Origin of the sequence: Alkalicoccus urumqiensis (assembly GCF_002993335.1) — a bacterium.
GTDB lineage: Bacteria > Bacillota > Bacilli > Bacillales > Salisediminibacteriaceae > Alkalicoccus > Alkalicoccus urumqiensis.
This window is the reverse complement of sequence record NZ_PVNS01000006.1, coordinates 185,996-210,103: the sequence shown is the minus strand read 5'-3', so window position 1 is coordinate 210,103 and position 24,108 is coordinate 185,996. Positions and strand designations below refer to the sequence as shown.

General features: G+C 43.8%; 19 protein-coding genes. 8 read left to right on the top strand and 11 right to left on the bottom strand.

Annotation, left to right across the window (positions count from 1 at the left end):
- Nucleotides 1–4: 4 nt before the first annotated feature.
- From C6I21_RS08200 to C6I21_RS08185, 4 genes are all read right to left on the bottom strand, one after another.
- Nucleotides 5–1,732, bottom strand: a complete 1,728-nt coding sequence (locus tag C6I21_RS08200; RefSeq protein WP_181186180.1) for an Hsp70 family protein — start codon at nucleotides 1,730–1,732, stop codon at nucleotides 5–7.
- 18 nt (nucleotides 1,733–1,750) lie between these two features.
- Entirely contained in the window at nucleotides 1,751–2,293 is a 543-nt protein-coding gene (locus C6I21_RS08195) for a nucleotide exchange factor GrpE (protein WP_105958968.1), read from the bottom strand.
- 72 nt (nucleotides 2,294–2,365) lie between these two features.
- Nucleotides 2,366–2,920, bottom strand: coding sequence for a hypothetical protein (locus C6I21_RS08190; RefSeq protein WP_105958967.1), 555 nt, complete (start codon nucleotides 2,918–2,920; stop codon nucleotides 2,366–2,368).
- A gap of 367 nt (nucleotides 2,921–3,287) precedes the next feature.
- Nucleotides 3,288–4,400 (bottom strand): PrsW family glutamic-type intramembrane protease, encoded by a 1,113-nt coding sequence (locus C6I21_RS08185; RefSeq protein ID WP_105958966.1) that lies wholly within the window; start codon nucleotides 4,398–4,400, stop codon nucleotides 3,288–3,290.
- A 154-nt stretch (nucleotides 4,401–4,554) separates the two neighbouring features.
- On the opposite strand from C6I21_RS08185, the gene C6I21_RS08180 reads away from it, so the two are divergent.
- The 3 genes from C6I21_RS08180 to C6I21_RS08170 all read left to right on the top strand — a co-directional run bounded on the left by C6I21_RS08180 (nucleotide 4,555) and on the right by C6I21_RS08170 (nucleotide 11,037).
- Nucleotides 4,555–6,360, top strand: a complete 1,806-nt coding sequence (locus C6I21_RS08180) for a TcaA NTF2-like domain-containing protein (RefSeq protein WP_105958965.1) — start codon at nucleotides 4,555–4,557, stop codon at nucleotides 6,358–6,360.
- 112 nt (nucleotides 6,361–6,472) lie between these two features.
- Complete coding sequence (locus C6I21_RS08175) at nucleotides 6,473–8,317, top strand: McrB family protein (RefSeq protein WP_105958964.1); 1,845 nt, start codon at nucleotides 6,473–6,475, stop codon at nucleotides 8,315–8,317.
- A 5-nt stretch (nucleotides 8,318–8,322) separates the two neighbouring features.
- A complete protein-coding gene (locus tag C6I21_RS08170) occupies nucleotides 8,323–11,037 on the top strand; it encodes a nuclease domain-containing protein (protein WP_105958963.1) in 2,715 nt (904 codons plus the stop codon).
- 3 nt (nucleotides 11,038–11,040) lie between these two features.
- Here the strand turns inward: C6I21_RS08170 and C6I21_RS08165 are convergent, their stop codons facing one another.
- The 3 genes from C6I21_RS08165 to C6I21_RS16495 form a co-directional block, all read right to left on the bottom strand.
- Entirely contained in the window at nucleotides 11,041–11,349 is a 309-nt protein-coding gene (locus C6I21_RS08165; protein ID WP_105958962.1) for an ROK family protein, read from the bottom strand.
- A gap of 351 nt (nucleotides 11,350–11,700) precedes the next feature.
- Nucleotides 11,701–12,243 (bottom strand): transposase, encoded by a 543-nt coding sequence (locus tag C6I21_RS08160; RefSeq protein WP_245411576.1) that lies wholly within the window; start codon nucleotides 12,241–12,243, stop codon nucleotides 11,701–11,703.
- 363 nt (nucleotides 12,244–12,606) lie between these two features.
- Nucleotides 12,607–12,879 (bottom strand): transposase, encoded by a 273-nt coding sequence (locus C6I21_RS16495; protein WP_181186179.1) that lies wholly within the window; start codon nucleotides 12,877–12,879, stop codon nucleotides 12,607–12,609.
- A 548-nt stretch (nucleotides 12,880–13,427) separates the two neighbouring features.
- Between C6I21_RS16495 and C6I21_RS08150 the strand changes: the two genes are divergently transcribed.
- Together C6I21_RS08150 and C6I21_RS08145 are read left to right on the top strand one after the other, a co-directional pair.
- On the top strand, nucleotides 13,428–13,871 hold the full coding sequence (locus C6I21_RS08150; RefSeq protein WP_105958959.1) for a hypothetical protein: 444 nt from the start codon (nucleotides 13,428–13,430) through the stop codon (nucleotides 13,869–13,871).
- Nucleotides 13,872–13,885: 14 nt separating this feature from the next.
- Nucleotides 13,886–14,986 carry a DUF456 domain-containing protein gene (locus C6I21_RS08145; protein ID WP_105958958.1) on the top strand — a complete coding sequence of 367 codons (1,101 nt, stop codon included), beginning with the start codon at nucleotides 13,886–13,888 and terminating at the stop codon, nucleotides 14,984–14,986.
- A gap of 725 nt (nucleotides 14,987–15,711) precedes the next feature.
- Here the strand turns inward: C6I21_RS08145 and C6I21_RS08140 are convergent.
- The 3 genes from C6I21_RS08140 to C6I21_RS08130 form a co-directional block, all read right to left on the bottom strand.
- Nucleotides 15,712–16,749 (bottom strand): nucleotidyl transferase AbiEii/AbiGii toxin family protein, encoded by a 1,038-nt coding sequence (locus tag C6I21_RS08140; RefSeq protein WP_210200636.1) that lies wholly within the window; start codon nucleotides 16,747–16,749, stop codon nucleotides 15,712–15,714.
- Nucleotides 16,750–16,800: 51 nt separating this feature from the next.
- On the bottom strand, nucleotides 16,801–17,550 hold the full coding sequence (locus C6I21_RS08135) for a DUF6577 family protein (RefSeq protein WP_105958956.1): 750 nt from the start codon (nucleotides 17,548–17,550) through the stop codon (nucleotides 16,801–16,803).
- An 844-nt stretch (nucleotides 17,551–18,394) separates the two neighbouring features.
- Nucleotides 18,395–18,961, bottom strand: a complete 567-nt coding sequence (locus tag C6I21_RS08130; protein ID WP_105958955.1) for a glycerol-3-phosphate responsive antiterminator — start codon at nucleotides 18,959–18,961, stop codon at nucleotides 18,395–18,397.
- Nucleotides 18,962–19,282: 321 nt separating this feature from the next.
- Between C6I21_RS08130 and C6I21_RS08125 the strand changes: the two genes are divergently transcribed.
- The 3 genes from C6I21_RS08125 to C6I21_RS08115 all read left to right on the top strand — a co-directional run bounded on the left by C6I21_RS08125 (nucleotide 19,283) and on the right by C6I21_RS08115 (nucleotide 22,379).
- Nucleotides 19,283–20,584, top strand: coding sequence for an ABC transporter substrate-binding protein (locus tag C6I21_RS08125; protein WP_245411571.1), 1,302 nt, complete (start codon nucleotides 19,283–19,285; stop codon nucleotides 20,582–20,584).
- 92 nt (nucleotides 20,585–20,676) lie between these two features.
- Complete coding sequence (locus C6I21_RS08120; RefSeq protein ID WP_105958954.1) at nucleotides 20,677–21,552, top strand: carbohydrate ABC transporter permease; 876 nt, start codon at nucleotides 20,677–20,679, stop codon at nucleotides 21,550–21,552.
- Between the two features lie 17 nt (nucleotides 21,553–21,569).
- Complete coding sequence (locus tag C6I21_RS08115) at nucleotides 21,570–22,379, top strand: carbohydrate ABC transporter permease (protein WP_105958953.1); 810 nt, start codon at nucleotides 21,570–21,572, stop codon at nucleotides 22,377–22,379.
- Between the two features lie 652 nt (nucleotides 22,380–23,031).
- Here the strand turns inward: C6I21_RS08115 and C6I21_RS08110 are convergent.
- Nucleotides 23,032–23,943 carry an AEC family transporter gene (locus C6I21_RS08110; RefSeq protein ID WP_105958952.1) on the bottom strand — a complete coding sequence of 304 codons (912 nt, stop codon included), beginning with the start codon at nucleotides 23,941–23,943 and terminating at the stop codon, nucleotides 23,032–23,034.
- Between the last annotated feature and the right edge of the window lie 165 nt (nucleotides 23,944–24,108).

The window sequence follows — 24,108 nt, the reverse complement described above, 5'->3', positions numbered from 1 at the left end:
ACCTCTATATAGCATCCAGAAGCGCGTCGGTCAGTTCGTTTTCCAGCCGGGAAAGATCCTCATACCGCTTTTCCGCCAATGCACTCCGGACCTCCAGAACACTCATCTCCAGCCGGACTTCGGACGGCTTCTCCTGCAGAACTTCTTCTGCCTTCTGCAGCAGATGCTCCAACGCTTCCGTATTTACTTCCGGTGGCGGGACAGGCTCTGCTGTCTGCACATCGTCGTTTTCTTTCCGGCTGATGATTTTCGTAACACGTCTGCCTGTGCTGACGATGGTCGCATGAAGCGTGAGAATCCCGTTGATATCGTAACCGAATTCGATGGAAATCGGCTCCGCGCCGGCGCGGGCGGCAGGGATTCCTTCAAGTTTGAAAGTATCCATCAAGGTTGCGGCTTCGACCCATTCGTTATCTATAAAAGACTGATATACATTTACATCGATAGCAGTCTGGAAGTCGTTTACGGTGAAATAGGTAGAGACGCCGGAGATCGGGATTTTGCTGTTCCTCGGAATAATCTCATTAAAATATCCGTTCATCATCCGGTCATCCATGAGATAGACCGTTTCAATGCCGATGCGGTACGGGGCGATATCGAGAATCGTAAGCCGGATGTCTCCCTGCTTCACGGAGGCCTGCACCGCCGCTCCCAGCGCCACCGCTTCGTCCGGATTCACGCTTTTATCCGGCGTGACATGAAACCGTTCAATGAGACACTCCTTGATGGATGGAATGCGGGTCGTACCTCCGATCAGAAGCACCTCATCGATATTCTCCCGCGTGACTCCTGCGTCATCGAGAGCCTTCTGCACGAGCTCTATCGATTCTTCAACGAGATGCTTTGTCATGGAATCAAACTGCTCTTTCGTGATATCCAGCGAGATGGTAACCGGCTGGTTGTCCAGAACAGCGATAAACGGAATATTCACTTTTGCCTTTTCGTGAAACGACAGCGTCTTTTTCACTTTCTCCGCTTCCTGACGGATCCGTACTTTCCGCTGAAGTATTTCCTCTGATGAGCCCAACTGAAGAAGATCGAGATTTTCTTTTGCATTGAATGTAGTCACGATCCAGTCTGCCAAGACATCATCGAAATCTGCACCGCCGAGCTGATTGTTCCCAGCTGTCGCTTTCACATCGATGACACCATCAAATATTTCAATGATGGAGACGTCGAACGTTCCTCCGCCAAAATCGTAGACGATGATTGTCTGATCGGTCTCCAGATGATCCATGCCGAACGCAAGCGCCGCGGCGGTCGGTTCATTGATAATCCGGTCTACACGGAATCCGGCACGCTCGCCGGCGCGCTTCGTCGCTTTACGCTGGTCGTCTGTAAAGTAGGCTGGCACTGTAATGACTGCTTCCGTTACCGGTCCACCCAGCTTTTCTTCTGCCGACTTTTTAATCCCCTGCAGAATTTTTACAGCCGCATCTTCTGCTGTAAACGAAAGCCCTGCAGCCGAAAGTTTTTCTTTCTTCCCCATGAGCCGCTTGGATTCCACAATCGTCTGCTCCGGATAGCTGGAATATTCGTCCTTCGCATGCGAGCCGAGCTTAAATTGAGTGACCGACCCAAAGTCATCAGCCGCTTCAGAGATTTGGATAACAGATGGGGTCGTTCGTTCTCCATCTTCATTGACGATTATTTCCGGCTCCCCGTTTTTCATGTAGGCTGCCGCCGAATTCGTTGTACCAAGGTCAATGCCGATCGTATACACAGTCACCACATCCCTTTACCAGTTAATTTATTCTGCTGTGATTACTTCTGCTTTCGCAATGAGGCGTCCGGTCCGCCTGTCCTGCAGCCCCGGTCTGGTTACGATAATCACCCGGCCAGTATCTTCATCCGGCGTTATCTGCCTGCCTGCACTGCGCATCGTCCGGCCATCCAGCATCTGACCGATCGGATGAATGACCTCAAATCCATTTGCGGAAAGCTCTGTTTCATAGTGGTGTAAAAGCTGTTTCATCTCTGTCACCCACGCCTTTTCCACCGCTCCGTCCATCTGCTGAATCATTAAGTAAAAATACGAGAGCGCCTGATAAATGAGCTGCTGTTCTGCGCTGCTATCTGTTTTCGGGCCGGACGGTTCCTCCCCCAGCTGCTTCAATAATCGCTCCATGCTGTTCAGCTGCTTCACAAAAAAAGTATTGCCGCGCTTCACTTCCTGACGCAGCCCGTCCATCTCCTCGAGAACGGACGGACCGGCCTCCTGCTGGGGGTCTTGTTCCATCTCCAGCATGATGAGGGATTCCAGCTCCTGGTCCAATACCTTTGTACGGTTCATCCACATTCTTCCTTTCCTAAAGAAGTGTGCCTCCTTCAAATAAAGTAGATTGACTCAGTATAAAATAAAGAACTATACATTTTTTGGGGGAATTGCTGTTTTCTGCGAAGAAACAGCAGCTGTATCTGTACGCTTTCTGCTTTCCGGGAAAAGGAAGGTGATGGTAAGAAAGAGTACGAGAGGTAAGAACAACAGAATGGAAGAAACCGGCGTTCCCGTCCAGAAAAGAAATGCCATGGCGTAGGCAAATAGAAGATTCAGGTAGGTGGCTGTTACGAAGAAACGAGCTGCGATATGAAGAATGACTGCCGCATTCCATAAAATAAAGATCCAGGCGAAGGAGGTGGATACGTTCACGACCCAGTACTGGTAAAAAGACGAGGCGACAAACGCTGGCGCCAGTCCATAGAGCATCGCGACTGCCGGTCCAGGCAGATGGGCTGCTTTCCACATTAATTCCGCATCTTGTGCCGCCAACTCCACGTTCCAAATCCGTCCTCTGGAAAAAACCCCTATCCCGATCCACATCAACAACATCTCTAAGAGCCTCGAAATAAAGCGAAGAACTAAACCCAAAACAAATATGACACCCATAAACACAACAACTGTAAGCAGTCCGCTTATCATAGTCATCCCTCCTTCCTTTTTAATTATCATATCGGCCTATACAATTTCTCAGCTATTCAGCATATCGGGGTATAAAGAAAGAGGCTTTTTCCATAGAAATACTGCCGTACAGGTCCTCCGGCTTACTGTTTTTGTGGCACGGTTTTGTTCAAATTGGCACGATCCGGTTCTGTTCTGGCGCGGTCGCCACCACTTTTGGCACGTTTTTCTGAAGTTGGCACGATCTGCTCCACTCCCGGCACGAAACCACCTCTTCGTGGCACAAAACCCGCTCTCCGTGGCACGATCCTGCAAAGGTGCCCCCCGAACCGCGTCCGGCGCGGTATAACGCGCCAATCCATCAAAAAAAGCTGAAGGCACATGGCCTTCAGCTTGATTCTGGTAAGGGAGGGGGTGTCTCCCGGTTCATGCGGGAAATCTGCTTCAGCCCGGCGTTCATGAGGGAGAAGACGAAAACCCAGGCGATGAAGATGAGGAGCATGTACAGCAGCCGGGATTCCTGCTGCACGAAGAGCGGACTGTTCCATGCGGTGTGCAGCAGGACCGGTATCACAAACAGCTTTAGGAAGCGGGTGTCCATGAAATGGTTGGAGGAAAGTTCCCCTCGTCCTTTCACGTAGACGAGGGCGCCGGCGGAAATCGCTGCCCAGGTCGTGTGGCCGCCGATGGACATCCAGCCGCGGTCGGCAATGTTGCTGAGCATCGCCCCTTCGCCGAAAACGGCGCCCTGCGTAAACGCATAGCCGGCAGACTCAAACGCCGAGAATCCGGCACCGATAGCCGCGCCTATCAGCAGACCGTTCAGTATATATTTTACGTTCAGCCGGCGGATAAAGTAAGCAGCGATCAACAGCTTGCCGGCTTCCTCAATGACACCGACCATCACCGCGCCCTGCAGATTCAGCTCCACGACAGGAAAAATAGAAAATAAAAACAAGGAGGCCGCCATCGACGCAACGCCGCCGATGAAAAACAGCCGCACGACTTCGAAAATGCTGATGTTTCTCGGCGCATTCGCCTCCCAGAAAAATACGAGAAGCGAGAACGGCACGGCGAAGGCACCCATTACTATCAATCCTGGGATGACGATCGTATTTTCAAAAAACGTGCTCATCCCATACAGGCCGGCATAAACCGCTGCGAGCACGAGAAACACCCTTGAAAACAGCCACGGCTTTGGCCACGACGTCTGAATATCGGCTTCCGCAGGCGTTGTCCGGGACGTTCCGGAAATAAACAGCAGCTCCGCTTCTTCCTTTGAATGCCGGACAAACACCGAGGAAAATACGTCCCGCAGATTCAGATCCATATGCCCGTCCTCTCCGACCATGCGGTTGATTTTCCTCGACGTCTGCGCCACCCAGCCGTTCGGCTCCGGCGTTCCGGCCGGCACGTCCGGAAGCCTGCTGCCGCAGCTCCCGCAGAAGATGTCCCCTCCGTTTACGGGCGCTCCACAGGCCGGACAATACGATATGCTCATATGTACCCTCCTTTTTCATTTTATTATGACGCAGTGCTCACGTATTAACAATTCTTTCTTCACATAAAAATGGAGAAAATGAAAAAATATCCTATTTCTTTTGTTGATAATACGATATGATATTCTCATATCATACGAACGAGGAGGGAATGCTATGGCATTCTGTACGAAATGCGGATCCGAGCTGCAGAACGGCAGCTGTCCCACTTGTCACTCCGCCCCTCCGGCACGAAGCGCAAAGAAAAGCAAAAAATCGTACGCACTGATCGTTCCGCTCGTTCTGCTAGGCGGCACCCATCTGTTCCTCAACTACTGGACCGCCCCGGACCGCGTCATTGAAGGGTTCGAACAGGCTGTCCTCGCTGAAGATGCTGACGCACTCTCCGACTACGTCGGCACAGCGTCCGGCCCGTTAACCACCGAGTACCTGCAGCAGTTCAGTGATTACATCAACGACAGCCCGTACATCTCCCGCGACTTCAGTCTCTTCATCGAAGAACAGCACCTTTTGGCCGCCTCCGATAACTTTGTCTCCGCCTCGAACCAGTATGAGGCACCGATGAACCTGCACTTCCTGAAACTGACCACCAATGACTCGATTCTCGGCCTGTACGACACCTACACCTTTGAAATCGCCGAACAACCGCTTCTTATCTCTACCAACTACGAGGACGTGTCCTTTACTGTCAACGGCGAAGTCGTCACCGCCTCCGACCAGGGCGGAGACACATACTGGCTCGGGGACTATCCACCGGGAACCTATGACATAACCGCCTCGCTGGAACTCGATCACGACAACGTCCAGCGCTCGGACACCCTCGAACTGTTCGATGGAAACGACGTTTTCTCCCTGCCTTTCCATTTGGATTACGTGTATGTGGAAACGCATGTCGAAGAGGCCGATTTGTATTACAACGGGGAGCCCGCGATGGAGGTCGGGCTTGGCGAGACCGAATTCGGACCGGTGCTGCTTGAGGGCGATGAGGAGATGCAGATCCGGGCTGATTCCCCGTTCGGGGCGCTTGCTTCCGAAGTATTCTTTGCTGATGAAAGCACCCACCATGCCATCGAGCTGTCGCTTGCCGGGGAGGATGCCGATGCGGTCATGGCGTCTCTCGAAGAGGCCGTCGCTGAGGAATACAACAGCGGCTACGACGATATTCTGGAGAGCGTAACGTTTTATCCGGAGTCGCTTTCTATCCTGCAGGACGGAAGCTGGTATGCCGGGATTGAAGCCGATGAGGAATGGGTCTCGGTGTACGAGGACTACAACAGCGAAGTGGTGACGGATACGAAGGTCGGTGAAGTCGTCTATCTGTTTGAATATACCGGTGATGCCTGGGAGCATTATTACACAGAAACGTCCTACGAGGACCGAGACATCTACAGTGAAGAAGTCGTCCAAAACGTCGACAGCGCCGATACTGCAGCGGCGGAGCTGCAGGCACAGATCGACGAAGAAGCCGCGGCCCTGCAGGCCGAAATCGAAGCGGAAGAAGCAACACTCCAGGCAGAAATAGAAGCCGAAGAGGCGGCCTACGAACAGCAGCAGGCAGAGGCGGCGGAAGAGCAGCTTTGGATGGACCTGGATTACCTCATGAGTGACTTCACGTCGGAGAGCGTCTACGCCGTCAACTCCGGAGACACGTCCTACCTGGAAAGCTACATCCACCCGGACGGCAGCGACTACCAGGCCGAAGCCTTTGACTACATTCTAAGTCTGTACGACAGAAACATCACCCAGTCCATCGACTGGATCAACGTCGTCGACTACGACATGTCCGGCGACACCATCACCGTCTACACCGAAGAGGAATATACCATTGACTACGACTTGGAAGAGGTCAAAGTAAAAACGTTCGACTCCGTCTACGAACTGAAAGAGCACGACGGCATACTGAAAATCGTCCGGCTCGTAGAGACAACCGAGACAGCCAGTGAAGATGTGGAGTATTACTGAAACACTATATTATTGATGTTTTAATTTAATCATCTTTTTTAATTCAAGTGAATGCTTAGATTTTTGCCGCTCTAAGCCACCCTACACTTACTACTTGGAAGGATTGAATTTTATGTCTACTGTTGTTAATATAGATAATTTTATCAACATGTCGCTTCCAGACAAAGAGCAGTATATATTGAAGAAAACGAATTTAGATGATTTTTGGGTAATAGGAAATGTTAGGATTCCTATCCATGGGAATAAATTTATTTTTATTGAGAATTTAATTAATCCTTATAATGGATTTCAATTGAATTTAGATATAATAAAAGAACTAAGAATTATACCAAATTTATTTTGTTCTATTCAAACAGGAAGTACCCCATTAGAAAACGGCACTCTTGTTGCTGCTAAATTTAACCTTAACCATGCAGATACAGAAAAATTAATTGAAGGGAAATTTTTCAAAACTGATTCAAGCAAAATTTACCCTATAACTAATATCAATCAAATATTTGAATTGTTGCAAATAAGCCAAGAAGATTTAGGAATATTAGCTGTAGTCACCCCTCCTCTATATGAAAGGGATAATGAATTTATTGACTTAGTAAAAATTATTAAGGGGAAAATTCAGGACGACATTATACTACTTGAAAAAGCGAAAAAGAATAATGAATTACAAAAGAAAGAAATAGACGATTTGAATAAAAAATTGAATATTAAACAATTGTATATTGAACAACAAAATCAAGAAGTGAAGAATAAATCAGACAAATTAGAATCATTAGGTTTTTCAATCGATAAGTTAAAAACAACGGATATAGAAAAACCTATGAGTCTTCCAGAGTCGCACATTAAATTGCTGAAAAACATACATTCTCAACTTCACAAACAAGGTTACCATTATGAGAAAAATACGCTAATGCAATTTCTGGCATCCTTGACGACTGGACAAATGGTTATTTTATCCGGTCCCTCAGGAACTGGAAAAACAACATTAGTTCATCAAATTGCTAAAGCTATAGGTGCAGATTTTGAAATTATACCTGTACAGCCTAATTGGACTGACAAACAAGATTTACTAGGATTCTACAATCCAGTTAGAAAACTATACGTTTCTTCACCTTTTTTAGATTGCCTTATCAAAGCGAACAAAAATAAAGATAAACTATTTTTTATTTGTTTAGATGAAATCAACCTTGCTCAAATAGAATATTATTTAGCGGATATATTGAGTATAAAGGAATTAGAAGGAGAAAAACTTCGACTTTATAGCTCTACTGAATATAATCACAATAAGAGAGAAGTTGAATGGTATATAAAATACTTGTTATCAACACAAAATATCTCTATTGATGAGCTTTTAAATGGTTCAAAAGTGAATAATCTCAATCACTTTGATATTATATCCCGATATGAAAATTTACAAGAGTACGAACCTTTAATTGAAATACCTGATAATCTACGAATTATTGGAACAATGAACGTGGACGGTGCTGTTCAGTCATTAAGCCCAAAAGTTATTGACCGCAGTTTCATTATTCCGATTAACCCACAAGCGAAACAAGAAATTAATCCTTCAGCTGATGATTTAGAATTTAGTATTCCTTCTGAATTTTTCAAGCCAACTACAACTGATTCAACCCTTCCATCAAAGATAAAGCTTGCTATAAGTGCAATTAAAGACGAGCTTTACAAATGGAATATTGATTACAGCGAACGACTAGAACATCATATGTTGCTTTATTATGGACATTCCAAAAGTTGGGGAATATCGGATAATAAGTTTATAGAGGACATAACCGTTATGAAATTATTACCAAGGTTACACGATATGTTAGAAACAGATCAAATGATTTCAGATCTTTCGCAAATAGTAGAAGAACAAGTAGGTGAAAATTCTTCAAGTATTTTGAAGTTAAGGCAAATGCACAAAAGATATAATCAAACCGGTATGTTTTCTTTTTGGAGTTGATCAAAATGTTTGCAGATATATACATGATAAAAGTTTGGTATGATCACTCTTCCCCGCCAATAGAGGGGTCGTTGAGAATAAGAGACATTAATATTGGAAATAAGATAGTAAGAAAAAATGATGAATGGAATATCCCCACTCATTACCGTAGTCAAAATGAATCTTATGTTAGGCAGATTGGGGTTCGACTCTCAGATAAAAACCTGGAACATTATAACCTTTATTTAGTTTCCCCAATTAATAATTCGCATATTGAGTTGTATTATTCAGGAGAAAAAGATATATGGTTTGAGTCTACTCATTTCTCGACTAGAAAAAATAAGAACTTTTATATTTTTAGTGAAGGCCCCTCAATAACTGGAATCACAAGTGCCGGATCAGTTTATCTAAGTATTTCTTATAAACAGCACTCTGAAAAATTTGGAAAAATTCATTTTTTACCCTCAGCATTATCAGTTGATGATTACGAAGAAATGCTGAGAGATCTTTATCATATTCGAGAAGATTTAATTCGAGATGATAGTAATATTGCTTCAATTGGGTTAAGCAAACAAAAATTAGCCTTAAACCTCCAAGAACAGTTAAATAAACTAAAGCTAGCGGTAAAGCAAATTAACTTAAATCCTCATTCAACTCTTGCTCTTCAAACCTTAAAAAAGAAATATGAACAATACGGTCGTTTTGATGTGCGTATGGAGTTAGAGAAAAATATAAATCCTGGCAACCCGTTTTATTGGAGTAAAGTAGCAAAACCGTATGTAGCAACACACGAGAATTTACTCATAAAGCAAATGTTAGAAGAATTAGTGATTTATTCTAAAGACATGGGTTCAGTTGGAAGTAAGCCAACTCCTCAATTAAAAAATTTAATTAACGAAAGAGAAATGTGCTTTAATAAAAGTGATTTGAGTACGGATATGTCTATTTATGATTTGGAGGATGCAGGGCGTATTCAGCAATGTCATGATGACTTATTATCAAAAGTCCAGAAAAACCTTGATCATCGAAAGGAAATTAGAGAAAGCAATAAATCGAAGGCTATAAATTTTGATTTTAAAGAGGGACCACACTATGAAGATATAGAGTTGGTATTGAAGATGAATGGAATATTCAATTCAAATATGAACTATAAGCATAATCAATCTAAGGATAGTATTCAAGCGCAATTAGATAACATTAGTGATAAGTCACCTATTCGTATTAAAAGCTATAAAGTAAATAGCAAATCATTTGTTCTAAAAGAATTAGAAATCGTAAAAATTCTGTTGAAAACTTTCCATTTGCCATCACATTATCGTTTTTACAAAACTTTCAATAAAGAAGCACAAGAAGATTCTCTAAAACGCGCTAGAATTATAAAAATCCGAGGAAAGGGGATTATCACTTCAAAAAATCCCACAAAATTCAATTCACATAACCTTTGTATTGAATTTAAATATATTTCCAACATTACTAAAGATAGTGTGGACATTTCTATACCGAAGGAGAATAATGAATTAGCAATGTTATTAGAAAATACCCTCCCACTTCTTTTGAATGAGAAAGAGCAAAACGAGAGTCCGCTTTTAAAATTAAAACAACTTGAAAAGGTTAAAACTTTATCTCAACAAATTGGACTTTTAAATGAAGCTTCTAACCAATTTGATCTACTAAGAACAACTGCAGAAAATTTACTAAAAATGGAAATTTTCAAAGAATTAGAACCGCTTGAATATTTACCGTTAAAACCAACCCAACTATTTCTACACAATCCACCTTACCAATCAGCGTGGCAAGTCATTCAAAAAATAAAAAATAATTTAGCACCATCTTTATCCACAGTAGAAAATCAAAGGCAAATTCCTACAAAAAAAATTGAGCACATTTATGAAGTATGGGCTCTTTATAAAATCATATTCATATTAACTCGTGAATTGGGCTGGAGTCTAAATGAAAAGAGCGATATTGTAAAATATCTAGATGATTACATTAAATCAAAACCCCATAAAAGTTTAAACAACTTTGTAATAAATCTTTTTTCAGGTTCCTGGAAATTAGAAGTTTATTATGAACCCAAAATAAAACTTAGCGATAAATTTGTTAAACCCGATTTTGTATTAAAGTTTTCAAAAGATGGGACTGAACGTGGTATAGCTATTTTAGATGCTAAATATCGTAATTATAAATCACAAGGTACTCAATTATGGAAAAAAGATATTGAAGAAGTTGCAATAAGAAAATATGGGAACATGCAGCCGATTGAGACTAATTGGCAATTACCTATACTAATTTCTGGAATACTTCACTCTGACAAAGAGTTTTCTGATTATGACGAGAGGGAATTCCCTCCTTTCCATGTTTATTATAACGAGTCATTATTTAATACTAAATTAATCCAAAATAAACCACATCAATATTCTTCAATATACCTGGCACCTTCAAAACTATATATGTTTAAAAATTGGTTTCGGTTAATTATGGAGTACCATCTAAAGGAATACCATCTTTGCTGGAATTGCGGCGAAGAAAATAAAATTCAAGTAGAGCACCTTATAACTGATAATGGACATTCTAAATTTCATTATTCATGTTTATCGTGTAATGAATTTTGGGTTAAAGTACATTGCCGCAACAGTACCGAACATACTATTATCAAACATATAAATAACTATCATCTTCAAGAATTCAAACATAATAAGTGGTGGGTTGTATGTCCAACATGTGGTCACGGTAAAAAATAGAAGTTATCGCAGAGCCTCAGGATAGATAAGCGTCATCCTCTTTTTCACGAACAATTCCTGCCGTCTATACGCATACACCGCCCCAAACAGATTCGCTTGCTGCTTAAAGTTGCACGTATCGATAACAGGCGTAACTTTGGCGAGCGGAATGAGAGCGAGCAGCTCGTCCAGCTTTCGGCGGACGCCTTCGATCAGCCTCGGTTCCAGGCTGATGCCGCCGCCGAGGAGAATCAGATCGGGGGCGTATATGTACTGCAGGTTGTAGATACCGGCGGCAAGATCCCGGTAAAACGTGTCCAGTGCTCCTGACACTCAAGGTCGCCGGCCGTTGCTCCGGCGAAGATATTTTCGCCGCTCCACCTTTTAATCGGGCGTTATGCCGGATGAGTGCCCTGGTGGAGGCTTTCCGGCTCCACACATCATCCTCCTCGGTGACGCGGCTCGTCGTCAGCATGTAGCCGAAGTCGCCGCTGTGCAGGTTGGCTCCTTTATGGACCTTTCCGTTCTGAATGATTGCGCCGCCGATGGCAGTACCGATGTCGACGGCGCTAGACGGTTACAGCAGGTGTTTAATGCAAAATAAAAGTGGGTCTTATTCATTTTTGGGGATTGAACTCGCGTCCCTTCCTAACCAGGTAAATGCCGTTTTAAAATCCGTGTTATTTACTGGGACCGATAAAGCATTCGTATGCGTAACAGATGAAATGACGCTCGTCCATAAAGAAGACGTTTAATCATTTTCAAACGATTGACCTGCCCTTCCACGTAACCATTGCTGTCTTCGTTCATGAGTGCATGAAGGGTCGGTTGAAAATCCGTTAACAGCCTGGTGATAAACGCTTTCGTTAACGGGTCGTCCCGGTTTTTCTCAAATAAAATAAGCGAACGGAAGCCGTCGGCATCCCAATTGGTTACACATGTGCGGAACGAAGTGAGAAAAGCATAAAACGGGCCGAGTACGGGATACTGTTGAAGAATGTCGTTGATGGAATTCCGCTTTTCCTTTTCTGCCAGCGGATTCTGCCAAAGTAGTCTCCGGATCGTTCGACGCGAATAGTAAGCCTGCGCGTGAAACGGTTGTCCCTGTTTTTTCTTTTTCCGAAATTCTGTGCCGAAGACCCGAACCGCACCGTAGGTGCCTTGATAACCGTATTGAGTGGTTAATACCGTGTAAATGGTTTTGATGCTCTCTCCGCTTTCGATCATAGAGATGACATGCTTTTGATGGGCGTCCAACGGCTTGGGGCGCTTTCCTCGATGAGCCGAAGGCGGTTCCTGCATAGCGAGATATCTCCTCACGGTCACCCAGCTGCTCGAAAGTGTTTTTGCGATGCGACGAAGAGAATATCCCTGCTTTTGCAGGCGTTTTGCTTCCTGGATCAGTGCCCATTTTTGCTCGGCATTTTCTCTCTGGCGTCTTTCCTGCTTCGTTTCTTTGATGATGAGGGTGGGGCTTTCCAGGATTCCCATCTTTTCCTTTCTTTTTATTCGCGCAGGGAGCACCTTTCCCATGACCTGGGCATGAAGGGTCCATAAATTTTGAATGAGGTGGAACCGGTCATGAATAGGCTAGAGGTCCGGTCGTATTTCCTCCATCGCTTCCTTGAATCGGGAATACCTGTCCCGGGTGATGCGAGTGATTTCCGGATGCGCTTGAAGCCACTTCTGAATCGTTTCTTTCTCCCGGTCCGGAAGCATTTCAATGGGCTGGTGGGTGCGGGCGTCACAAATCAAAAGCCCATACCGATGCCCTTTTTTCCAGGCGAAATCATCCATGCCGACGAAAGGGGCTGCACGCTTCTGAGATTTCTGTTTGATGCAGTAGACGCAGCAGCGTATCATGGCTGACGCCCACACCAAGTTTCTGACAGAGGTTCGATGCCTGGATACCATTGGTCGAAAACGCAAGGGTGCGCAGCATGTCCTCCAGGCGACAGGTGCGTCGCTTCGATGGTAGAAGCCAGTCATACCGTTCCGTAAACACCCTTCGGGTACATTCCGTATTGGTACAAAACCATTTCTGTGTGCGAAGGTACAGCCACACGGGTGTCCCCTGGATCCGGGGATCATGAATAACCCGCATGTAGGAGCTGGGTTTTTTAGGAGAGCTTCGTTGACATCATGGACAGGCAGACGTCCTGGTTTCTTGTGCAACAACAAAGACAAAAGAGTCAGGAGTTTCCAATGGATGCAGCACGTGAAGGTGCTCATGCAACGGGACGGAAAGAATCGTCATGACCCTCATTCTCCTTTGTATTATCTATATACCCACGTTAGCGTCAAGCGCTCCCCAAAAATGAATAAGACCCATATAAATAACTATTTTAAAATTCACCGAATAATGACGATTAATTATATTACAGCCACTTATATGTGAGGAGTGTATTCTAATGTCAAAGAATAGTGAAGAAGTCAAAATTGCCGAAAAAGTTAAATTTTGGGAGGAGCAAGATCAAATTAATAAAGAACTAATCCCAAGGGTTGTAAAAAATCATGAGATGATTACTGATTTGACATACCAATCCGAAAAGCATTTAACCCAACTTGCTTCAATGCAAGATGAAACTGAGAATAATAAAAGTATTATTGAAACTATAGATACTAAGGTAAATGAAATGCAGGTAGAGATAGTAAATATTAAAGAAGAATTATTAATTGAAAAGCAAAAAAAACAAGAATTGATTTCTTCGTTAGATCAAAGTGAAATCCAGATAAAAGAATTAAACCAGAGAATTGAAGAACTAAAGGGTGGATCAGAAAAGAATAATAACTTAATTTTGATCATAGGAGTCATCGCTGCTTTAATTATATCTATTGCAGGTATCATTTTTTAAGGAGTAACCAAGCTATGGAATCTTATAAGATGCTCTCACAATTAGAAGATATTCCAAAGTCCGAATCAGTGATTTCGGCTGGTTCAAATGGGGAACTATACACTGATATTATTAAAATGAAAGATGACGATATATTCGTTGACGCAAGCATTTATTCCACAATTATTGGTTATCAAGTTTTAGAGACTAGGAATATACCTGATGAGTTATTCGAAGCATATGCAGAAAGTTATACACGAATGTCTGAGAATACAAGCTTATATGAGAAATATAAAGAAGTATTAGAAAACGGAGAAAAATCTGTTATAGGATTAGTGAATGGAGTCAAAGGTAAATTTTTTGAGTTCCATGTTGAAGATAATTTAAGTGAAGAATTTCCAGGATTCGATTTTACTATAGCTCCTAATCCAACCCAACCGGTATGGGATATCAGCGGAGAAAATACTGAAACCGGTGAGACTATGCTGGTACAAGTTAAAATGTGGAAAGATACTAGTGCGAGTAAGTTATCGAGTATAATGGAAGACAATCCAGATGTGCTATATGCAACAAGCAGCGAAATAAGAGAAAAAATTTTGAAGATTAACCCAGAACTTGAAGGTCAGTTTATTCCTATCGATATTTCTAATTATGAATTTACAGAGAATGTTAAAGATGCACTTGAAACATTAAAAGGAAATTTGGGATTCGATTTGCCAGATGAAATTTTCGCGTTAGCGCCTTATTCAACAGAGATTATTTTAGGTTTAAAAACTATTTCTGATATTATTAAAGTAAACAGAGACTATAAACTATTAAATAAAAACAAAAAAAGTAGGATGGCCGCTGTAAAAGTGCTAATTCTATTCCAACGTTTCGGAGTGAACTCGGTTTTAGCTTTCGGGGGAGGTGCTGCGGGAACGCTTGTAACCCCTGGGCTAGGCACGGCAGTTGGATCAGTTGGAGGACTTGTTCTCGCGTCTCAAATCAATAAGTACATACAACCTCACTCATTAAATATCGCTAACTCTCTAGTGGGAATTAATCAAGAGGACTACTTTTATTTTAAAAATATGGAGCATGTACACAGTTTAGCAATTTCTTTCAGAGAACGTGCTTCATATTTCAAACATTAATCAACATGTTTTATTTTAACATTTTTATTGCATCTCCCCTTCGGAGGTGCTTTTTTATGCCAAAAATCAGGAGGTTCAACTCATATGTTTAATGCAAACTAAAAGTGGGTCTTATTCATTTATGGGGAGCGCTTGACGCTAAAGTAGGTATATAGATAATACAAAGGAGAATGAGGGTCATGACGATTCTTTCCGTCCCGCTGCATGAGCACCTTCACGTGCTGTATCCATTGGAAACCCCTGACTCTTTTGTCTTTGTTGTTGCACAAGAAACCAGGACGTCTGCCTGTCCATGATGTCAACGAAGCTCTCCTAAAAAACCCAGCTCCTACATGCGGGTTATTCATGACCCCCCGATCCAGGGGACACCCGTGTTGTATTTGGCAAGAGAAAAATGTATTAAACGGCAGCGCTTTTTGTTTTGCCACTCGTGAACCCCCTCTCTCCTTATCTTTCTTCGATCTGATTCATGAAGAATGAATACGGCGGAGAGTTTTTACCACCCCTGCAATCTTTTGTACCATGTTATGCAGGGAAATGTACCACGCGCTGCGACAATGCTGTACCACCTTCCTCTTCGTTGGCTATCCCCCATGTCTGTCCGGGCATTTCCTGTCTTTCCATTGTCCCTCGTTTTATCTTCGCTCATCCATTGCCATATGTGGTTCATCACCCTATCCTTTATTATCCGCCACAAAATGAACTCCTCTACCCACTGCATAAATCTATTTTGGATTAATTATCTCAATACATTTATACCAGTAAAAATAAGCTTCTGGATCAAACTTTATGATTGATTTAAACTTCTTAAAATCTGGAGAAGTAATCTTTAAAGCTTGCAGATCTAGTCTCGAATCAAATCGCTCTACCTGCTTAATATCATGCTTTAGCAATAGAGAGAGGTAGGCTGCTTTCGCAGCACTGTTTACTGCAGCTTCAACGATGAAATTTCTGGAGAATATATAATCTTTGATTGTTTTAACCCCATTCTCCAGCAGCTCATATGTCTCCCGCTCAATTCCACCGCGCGCTGACAAGATTCTAGAAGTATTAAATATGTCATCTAGTACATCTACATAAGTGTGATCTTTATCCATTCCTCTATAATTTAACTCTTGTTGTGCCATAGATTTAAACGTTTCATTTACTACGTTGATATTATTCATTGAATCAAATAGATTGCCGACATCAAACATTTGCTTTATTATTTCCAACTCTTTGTTTTTACCATATGGTATTCCGGTTGTATTAGGTGCAAATGCTGTTAACTTGTCGCCTAATATGCAATCTATACTAGGCATTTGAACGTATTGTGCCGGTTCATTGTAGTCTATGAATGTACAATTGATTTCTTTATCTATGATCTCGCTGTAGTGATTCTTTTCAAATAGAATATCCAATAAAATGTATTTTTCAGTTCCATCCAATACCGAAGTGTAAAAAACTTTATAATGTGCTTTTGGAATTTCTTCATTGGTATTTCTCGCTTGCTCTTCAAACCTCTCAAACACGCTACTATTATTAATAACCTCTTCTAATGCCGGGTCTATACTTGCCTCATGTTTATTCCCTTCTATTATAATATCGATATCTATTGAAAAACGGTGAATGTCATCTAGTAATAATAATAATGCCGTCCCGCCTTTAAATATGAACTCTAATTTAGTAAATGTTAATGATTCAAGTAAATGAAGAGCCTTCGTTACTTTCTCTATTAGTTCAGGGTCTGCCTTTTTCTTTCCCCTTTTTAGTTCATAACTCATTTGGTCAATCCATTCTTTCGTGTACGTTGCCTCTCCCAGCATTTTTCCACCTCAAATATAGATGTTATTTTTATCAATGGATGTTTGTTTGATAATGAAATCAATTAAGCGTTCTTTAACTTTTCTTTTTGTCGCATACCTATTTAACGTAGATTGATTAATGCTGTAAGTTTCAAAAAATGCTTCGTAAATGTTTGCTAATTCCTGCCCTTGGTACATGATAAATAAATCTTTATCAACGAATAAATCAACAATGATTTTTTCAATTTTTGGGACATAAATTTTATCCTGCAATTGAATTGGAGATTCGACCACTAAATTTTTAACCACTATATTACGTTTCCCCGTCATTAAATATGTTTCAACATCGTGTTTGTTGGGATTTAAAAACACATTGCTTTTGGTTTCCTGAAAAAGTGCAAATACTGCTTCCACCGCTTCTTTATCTACTTCAATAATTATATTGTCTGTCCTTGGCTGATGAATCATATAATCTGCTAACCAGTTGGTTTCCCATATACTAACCTCAATGTATGGAAAGTTCACTTTTATTTTGTTATACATTCTTTTTAAACTTAAATTTATAAGAGGAGAAAAAGCTTTTTTACTTTCCAGTCTATACGTCCCTCTTTTAACACTTGAAATAATACCTGCTTGTTTCAAAGTATATATTCTCCACCTAAAAGTGTTTTGCTTCAGCTTAGGTTCGTACTTCAAATAAAATTGATACAAATCCTGGCTAGTGAATGACTTATTTTTAAAACGTTCTTTCATCTGCTCAACTCTAAATTTATCATTCATTTGTATCACCTTTTCCACAAACAATATTCAAACATTCGGATCTTTTATCTTTTATGTCCCGTTTGTTTGTTATTAATGCTACAGCCTGAACCAAAAATTATCAACACTTAATTCTAAATCAAACAAATGGAACATAACTTAATAAGGTCCCGTTTGTTTGCTACGAAGCCATCAAATCCAAAATTAATTTTTGTTCGTTTTTTCACACTCCCAATCACTGAAAGGGATAACCAGATCCACAGATGTTTCCACTGAATGACTAGCTGTAAATGCTGACATTAAACAAAAATTCCATCGGATTTATCACGTTAGAGAATAAGGTCTCTACATCAATCGAAACATCACCATTCCCTAAAAGAGCCAAACGTAAAAAGCCCCGAATCAACTTTTCAAAAGTCGATCCGGGACTTTGTTGTAGAAGAGAACTTAACTCCCCATCGCTTTATCCTGTTTCGCGCCACGAAACTTTGTCACCGTGGTGCGAAACACTCGATAGATAATGGGCCAAATGTCAATTTAAATGGTTCAACAAAAAATAATCCCTTATGTAATTCTTTCTCTAAGCCTATTGGAGTCTGTGATGTATATGCGTTGGAATTTTGCAATAATAGTGGTAAGCAAAACTGTGTGTAATGTATCGATGTGATATCTTTGCCGTTTAAAATTAAAACAGCCGCACCTCTCTCCGGGTCCGGCTGCTCCTCCCTATCCTTCCTCCCCCAGTTCCTGCAGTTCTTCATACACATCGGCATAATACGTATACAGGTTCTCTTTCTCCGCCTCATCGTCCTTCCTCGTCTCCCAATCTTCCCTCATCATTATCCTCCCCCTCCACAGGTCCGTGTTAAAGCGATGTATTCCATAGGTTTTTGTTGCTGACCGAAACGGCGAGGGCTCCTGCGCGCAGGGCGTCATGGATTTCGGTTTCGTTTTCAATCAGACCGCCTGCAATGATCGGGACGGCTGTTTTTTCCGTTACGGTTTTAATTACTTTTGGAATTACGCCCGGCAGTATTTCCACCGCATCTGCCCCGTCAATTTTCTCTATTCCTTTTGCAACCGCGCCTTGGTCGATGGCAAATAATCGCTGAATGGCCATGGTACCGGACTGTTTGGCGTACTTGATCATGCTGCTGCGGGTGGAAATGATTCCGTCAATTCCCCACAGATCCACCGCATAAGTGAGTGCTTTTTTACTGCTGTCGATGCCTTCAATAAGATCCATATGAATAAATACCTTTTTGTGATGTTTCTGCAGGAGTTTAACGGATCTTTCGATGGTAAAGACATCTTCATCTAAAAGAAAGACAATATTGGATCGGCTGCTGGCGGCTTTATGAAGCTGAGTCTGTGTTTTCACAGAGGCAATTACCTGGGATTCAATGGCATCGACGATCGGTGGAATTGGCATCGTTTCCTGTCCACTCCTTTAAAGTCATGATATTTACATAAACATTGTTACCTTTTTTCGATACTATACATCATTTTCCGCATAAAACACAATATTCTGTTGCAGAAAGAAACGGTTCTAAAGCCTCCTTCCACCTGCAGCGACAATACTCAGCCCATTATTTAGCAAATGAACGGCATCTCATTTTCTAACTATTTCAAAAAAGGTCTTGAAAGCGCTTCAATTCCATGTAATAATCTTACGTATAGCGCCGCTGATATTTTTTTGGAACAAAAGGTACCTATCTTTAATTATTTATTATTATGTTTAGGGGTGATGGATGTGAAAAAGAGTTTGTTTTTATCCTTCGGGACAGCGATTAGTATGACGATCCTTCTCAGTGCCTGCGCCGGCGATCAGGGCGGTGGTGATGCTTCCGGCAGCAATGACGATACCAATAATTCCGGGGGGAATGCGGAAGCGAGCGAGGATCAGACACAGATCAGCTTCATTCACTGGCGCGGGGAAGATACGGAAGTTTTCGATGAAATCATCGAAGAGTTCGAATCCGAAAACCCGGATATTGCCGTCGAAATGAACGTCTACCCATCCGAGCAGTATCAGTCGAACGCGCAGCAGATGCTTCGTGACGGTTCCGTTGGGGATGTCTTCACCTCTTTCCCGGGCTCCCAGTTTGAAGTCATCCGGGATGCAGGCTTTTTTGCAGACCTGACGGATGAAGAATTCGTCTCCAACTTCAACGCCGAAGCAATTGAAATCGGTCAGGCTGACGGCCAGCAGCTCGCCGTTCCATACCAGCTGGTATTCAACATGCCGGTCTACAACGTGGATATGTTTGAGGAACTCGGCATCGAGCCGCCGCAGAGCTGGGATGAATTTATCGAGATGGGTGCGACACTGCAGGAAAACGACATTCAGCCAATCGCGTTTCCCGGCGGTGACATCGGGCCAAACCAGTTTATGAACAGCATGATGATGAATAACGCTCCGGATGAAGACATCTTTGCAAAACTTGAATCCGGCGAAGAGTCCCTCACCAACGACTGGTGGGTCAGCACGCTGGAGGACTTCCAGACGCTGCTTGATGAAGGGATGATTTCAGAGGACTCCCTCGGTATCCAGCAGGATTCAGCCATCGCCTCTGTCGCACAGGAAGAAGCAGCGATGCTTGCGACCGGCTCGTATCACATGGCATCCCTGAAAGAGCAGAATTCGGAATTAAACCTCGACTTCCTGCCGCCGATCACGGTGTCGGAAGACGAAGCACAGTACGAAGGCATCCATACAGCGACATTCATGCTTGCGGTCAACGAAAATTCCGAAAAACAGGAAGAAGCAAAGCAGTTTATCGAGTACCTCAGCCAGCCTGAAGTAGCGTCGAAGTACGCGAATGAAACCGGCCAGCACTTAACGATTGAAGACGTGGAGTATACGTCCGAAGAGCTGCAGGACACGGCGTACTGGCTCACGGACAAAGAAACCCGCTTTCAGCCGCGGTTCTTCATCACCAATTCCTCTGTGGAGAACGCCGTACTCAGCTCAATCGAGCAGGTGCTCGGCGGAGACTCGCCGCAGGATGCTGCGGAACAGGCCCAGCAGGTCGTGGAAGAAAACATCGAGTAGACCGCCCCAGTACTGAGGGAGGCTCCTTCCCTCAGTACCCTTTCTTACATAACGCGTAAAGCAGATTATTCATTAAAAGGACTGATACTGCTATGAGAGCATCCAAGAATATTTATCTTTTTCTCGTGCCCGGGTTCATCCTCTACAGCATCTTTTTTCTGTATCCGACCGTCAGTGCCTTTTTCTACTCGTTTACAGACTGGGACGGCATTTCCTCCGAGTTTGACTTTGTCGGTGTCGATAACTACATCCGTGCTGCGACCAATGACAGTATCTTTGCACAGGCAGTCGGAAACAACTTATCCTTCATGCTGTTTGTTGTCATTTTCCAGACGATTTTCTCACTCATCTTTGCCATTATCCTGATTAAAAATACCAAATTCAATATCTTTTTACGGGCACTATTTTTCTTCCCAACGATTCTTTCGTCCGTTTCTGTCGCCTTCATCTGGTCCTTCATTTACGATCCGTCGATGGGGCTGTTGAATACGTTTCTCGGCATCTCCGGACTCGAGGCGTTACAGCAGAACTGGCTCGGCAACCAGAACATCGCTATTTACTCGCTTGCCTTCACGCAGGTCTGGTTCCACACCGGGCAGATGCTGATCATCTTTGTCGCCGGACTGCACGCCATACCAAACGACCTTTACGAAGTGGCGAAAATTGAAGGGGCATCGAAATGGCAGACGTTCAAAAAAATTACGTGGCCGCTCCTTGCACCGTCGGCAACGATCGTCGTTGCCTATACGACGATTCAGTCTTTTAAAGCGTTCGACTTAATTTTTGCGACAACGCGCGGTGGACCGAACCATTCCACGGAAATCATCGCCACATACATTTACGAAGTCGCGTTCCGCAGCTACAACTTCGGCTACGCTTCGTCGATTTCCGTCATCTTCATGGTCATCATCGCCATTATCACGTATCTGCAGTTTAAAGTGCTCCGCTCAGACAAAGTCTCGTATTAAAGAGGGAGGGAAACCGGATGATTTTTCGTCGATTCGCTGTATTGATTTACGCACTGCTCGTCATTATTCCGATCACGATGGTGATACTCACCTCGATGAAAACGATGAGTGAAACCTTTGAGAACCCGCTCGGCCTCCCCGGTGAGGGAGTGAACATCGCCAACTACATCGACATTTTCCGAAGTGAGACGATGCTCGGTTACTTCATTAACAGCTCCGTTGTGACGCTTGCGTCCGTTTCGTTTACGCTGATGTTCGCTGCAATGATCGCATTCGCGATTACGAGGCTGACCAACTGGATCGGGACCATCGTTTTCCTTCTGTTTACGCTCGGTATGATGGTGCCTGCCCAGGTGAACATGGTACCGTTATACAACGTCGTTTTACAGCTGGGGCTGACGAACAGCCTGCTCGGTCTTATTCTCGTCAACATTTCCGTGACGATGCCGGTAGCCGTTTTCATCTTAACCGGATTCATGAAAACACTGCCGAAAGAGCTGTTTGAAGCGTCCACCATTGACGGAGCCGGGGAGTGGAAAATGTTCACATCCGTCGTTATTCCGCTCTCGCTCCCGTCGTTGTCCGCGACGGCCATCTTCCTGTTCGTGATGCACTGGAATGACCTGTTGTACCCGCTGTTGTTTATTACAGACAACAACTACAAAACGCTGCCGCTCGCACTCCTCGAGTTCCAGGGGCAGTACGCGACCAACTATCCAATGCTTTTCACCGGCGTCATGATCGCCTCTGCGCCGATGGTACTCGCCTACATCTTCCTCCAGCGCTACTTCGTTGCAGGAATGACCGCCGGCGCCGTAAAAGGCTGAGAAACACCTGCTCCGCCCTGCCACCCGCAGGGCGGTTTTTCTGTGCAAAAAAGAGAAGACCGGGAAGAGACCGCCTGGTCTTAAAAGCAAAGAAAGATATATTTCTGCCTGTACCTGCAGCCTTACGCGTTCCGGAGGGAACGGGCTCAACTAATTCCTTCTTCCTTTCGTCTGAAGGAATGGATTTTCGCCTCGTTCGGATCCTCCCGGAGTCGACGGCCTCCGGTTTCAGCAAAAGGAAGGAGTACTTCGACTAGCAGAAATGTTTCCTGAACAAAAATATGTTCCTTCATTTGTTTCTCGTCCCTGCGCTGTCTGGTTCTTTTAGATCTTCTCCAGATCGAAGGTCCCTTCTTTTCAAATGCAATACTGGGCTTCGGAGCGTTCGGCAGGGACGCCGGTGGGATCAAGCGCAGTCTGAAGATCCTTTCTCAAGGCGAAAGCCTTGAGAAATAGCTGAAGACAAGCCCACGGCAAGCTTCTGCCGAGTAGCGGAGAATCTCTATCAACAGAAAGTAACGATGTACTTAACAGCGATTTAAAATGCTGAAGCCTTTGGCATGGCCATGTAAAAGAGCTCTTGGATGTTATAGATTCTTATTTGTTAAAAAATAAGACCTTATAAAGAAGCTCCGGTCTTCTTCTTTCTTTCTCATACCCCCGGCAGAAGCCAGAGGACGATCGGGATGGTGAGTAGTGTAAGGACGGTGGTGATTAATGTCGCGAGCGACACAAATTCCGGCTCCGTCCGGAATCGGAGGGCGTACAGCGTAATGTTGGCGGAAGTCGGCGTCGCTGCCATGAGGATCATGACCAGCTTGACATCCGCTTCGAGCGGCATGCCCCAGACGAGCAGGAAAGCCAGGACCGGAGAGACAATGAGCCGGGAAACGACCGTCGCCGTTAATAGCGAGTAGCGGACACGCTTCAACGGCACGTTGGCGAGCTGCATGCCGAGCACAATCATGATGACCGGGATGGCCGCACCGGCAATCAAACTGACGACTTCTGCCAATGAAGAAGACAGTTCCACCGCTGCCAGCTGCAGGGCGATGCCTAAGAGAGCGGCATACAAAATCGGCATCCGCACGACGCTTTTAAATGCTGTCGAAATGGAATTTTTCTCCGCGGCACCGCCCTTTGCGGCGATAAAAATACCGACGGTGCTCATCATCAGCTGCTGAAACACCATCAAAATAATGGCGATCTCCATGCCGGCTGCGCCGAATACAAATAGAGCGAGCGGCGCCCCGTAATTACCGTTGTTCATAAACGATCCGGAGAGCATAACGCCGGCCGTTTCATTCCGCTTCCACCCTTTAAATCTCCCCCACAGCTGCAGGCTGATTAAGAGAAAGCCGGAGAGAACCACCGTATACACAGCCAGGTAGACGTAGTCCATCGACAGCGTATTTGTATAAAACGTTTCAAACACCAGAAACGGCGAAATCAAAAACAGCGCCATCGTGGAAAGCTCCCTCGTATCAAAAGCGAAAAGCCGCTGTCCGAGAAAGCCGACGGCGAAGACGATAAATATCGGTAAGATGACGGAAATGAATGCCATGATGAATCCTTTCTTGTTTGGTATCGTTCGATCCCCTGCAAACGCGGTCGCTTCAGGAGAAGTTGGAATACAGGACCCGCTGTTAGAAAAACAGCGGCAGAAGTAAGAATTTTAACAGCAGTTGTTGGAATATCCGGCCGGAGTGGGAGCGGGTCCTCCTTCAGC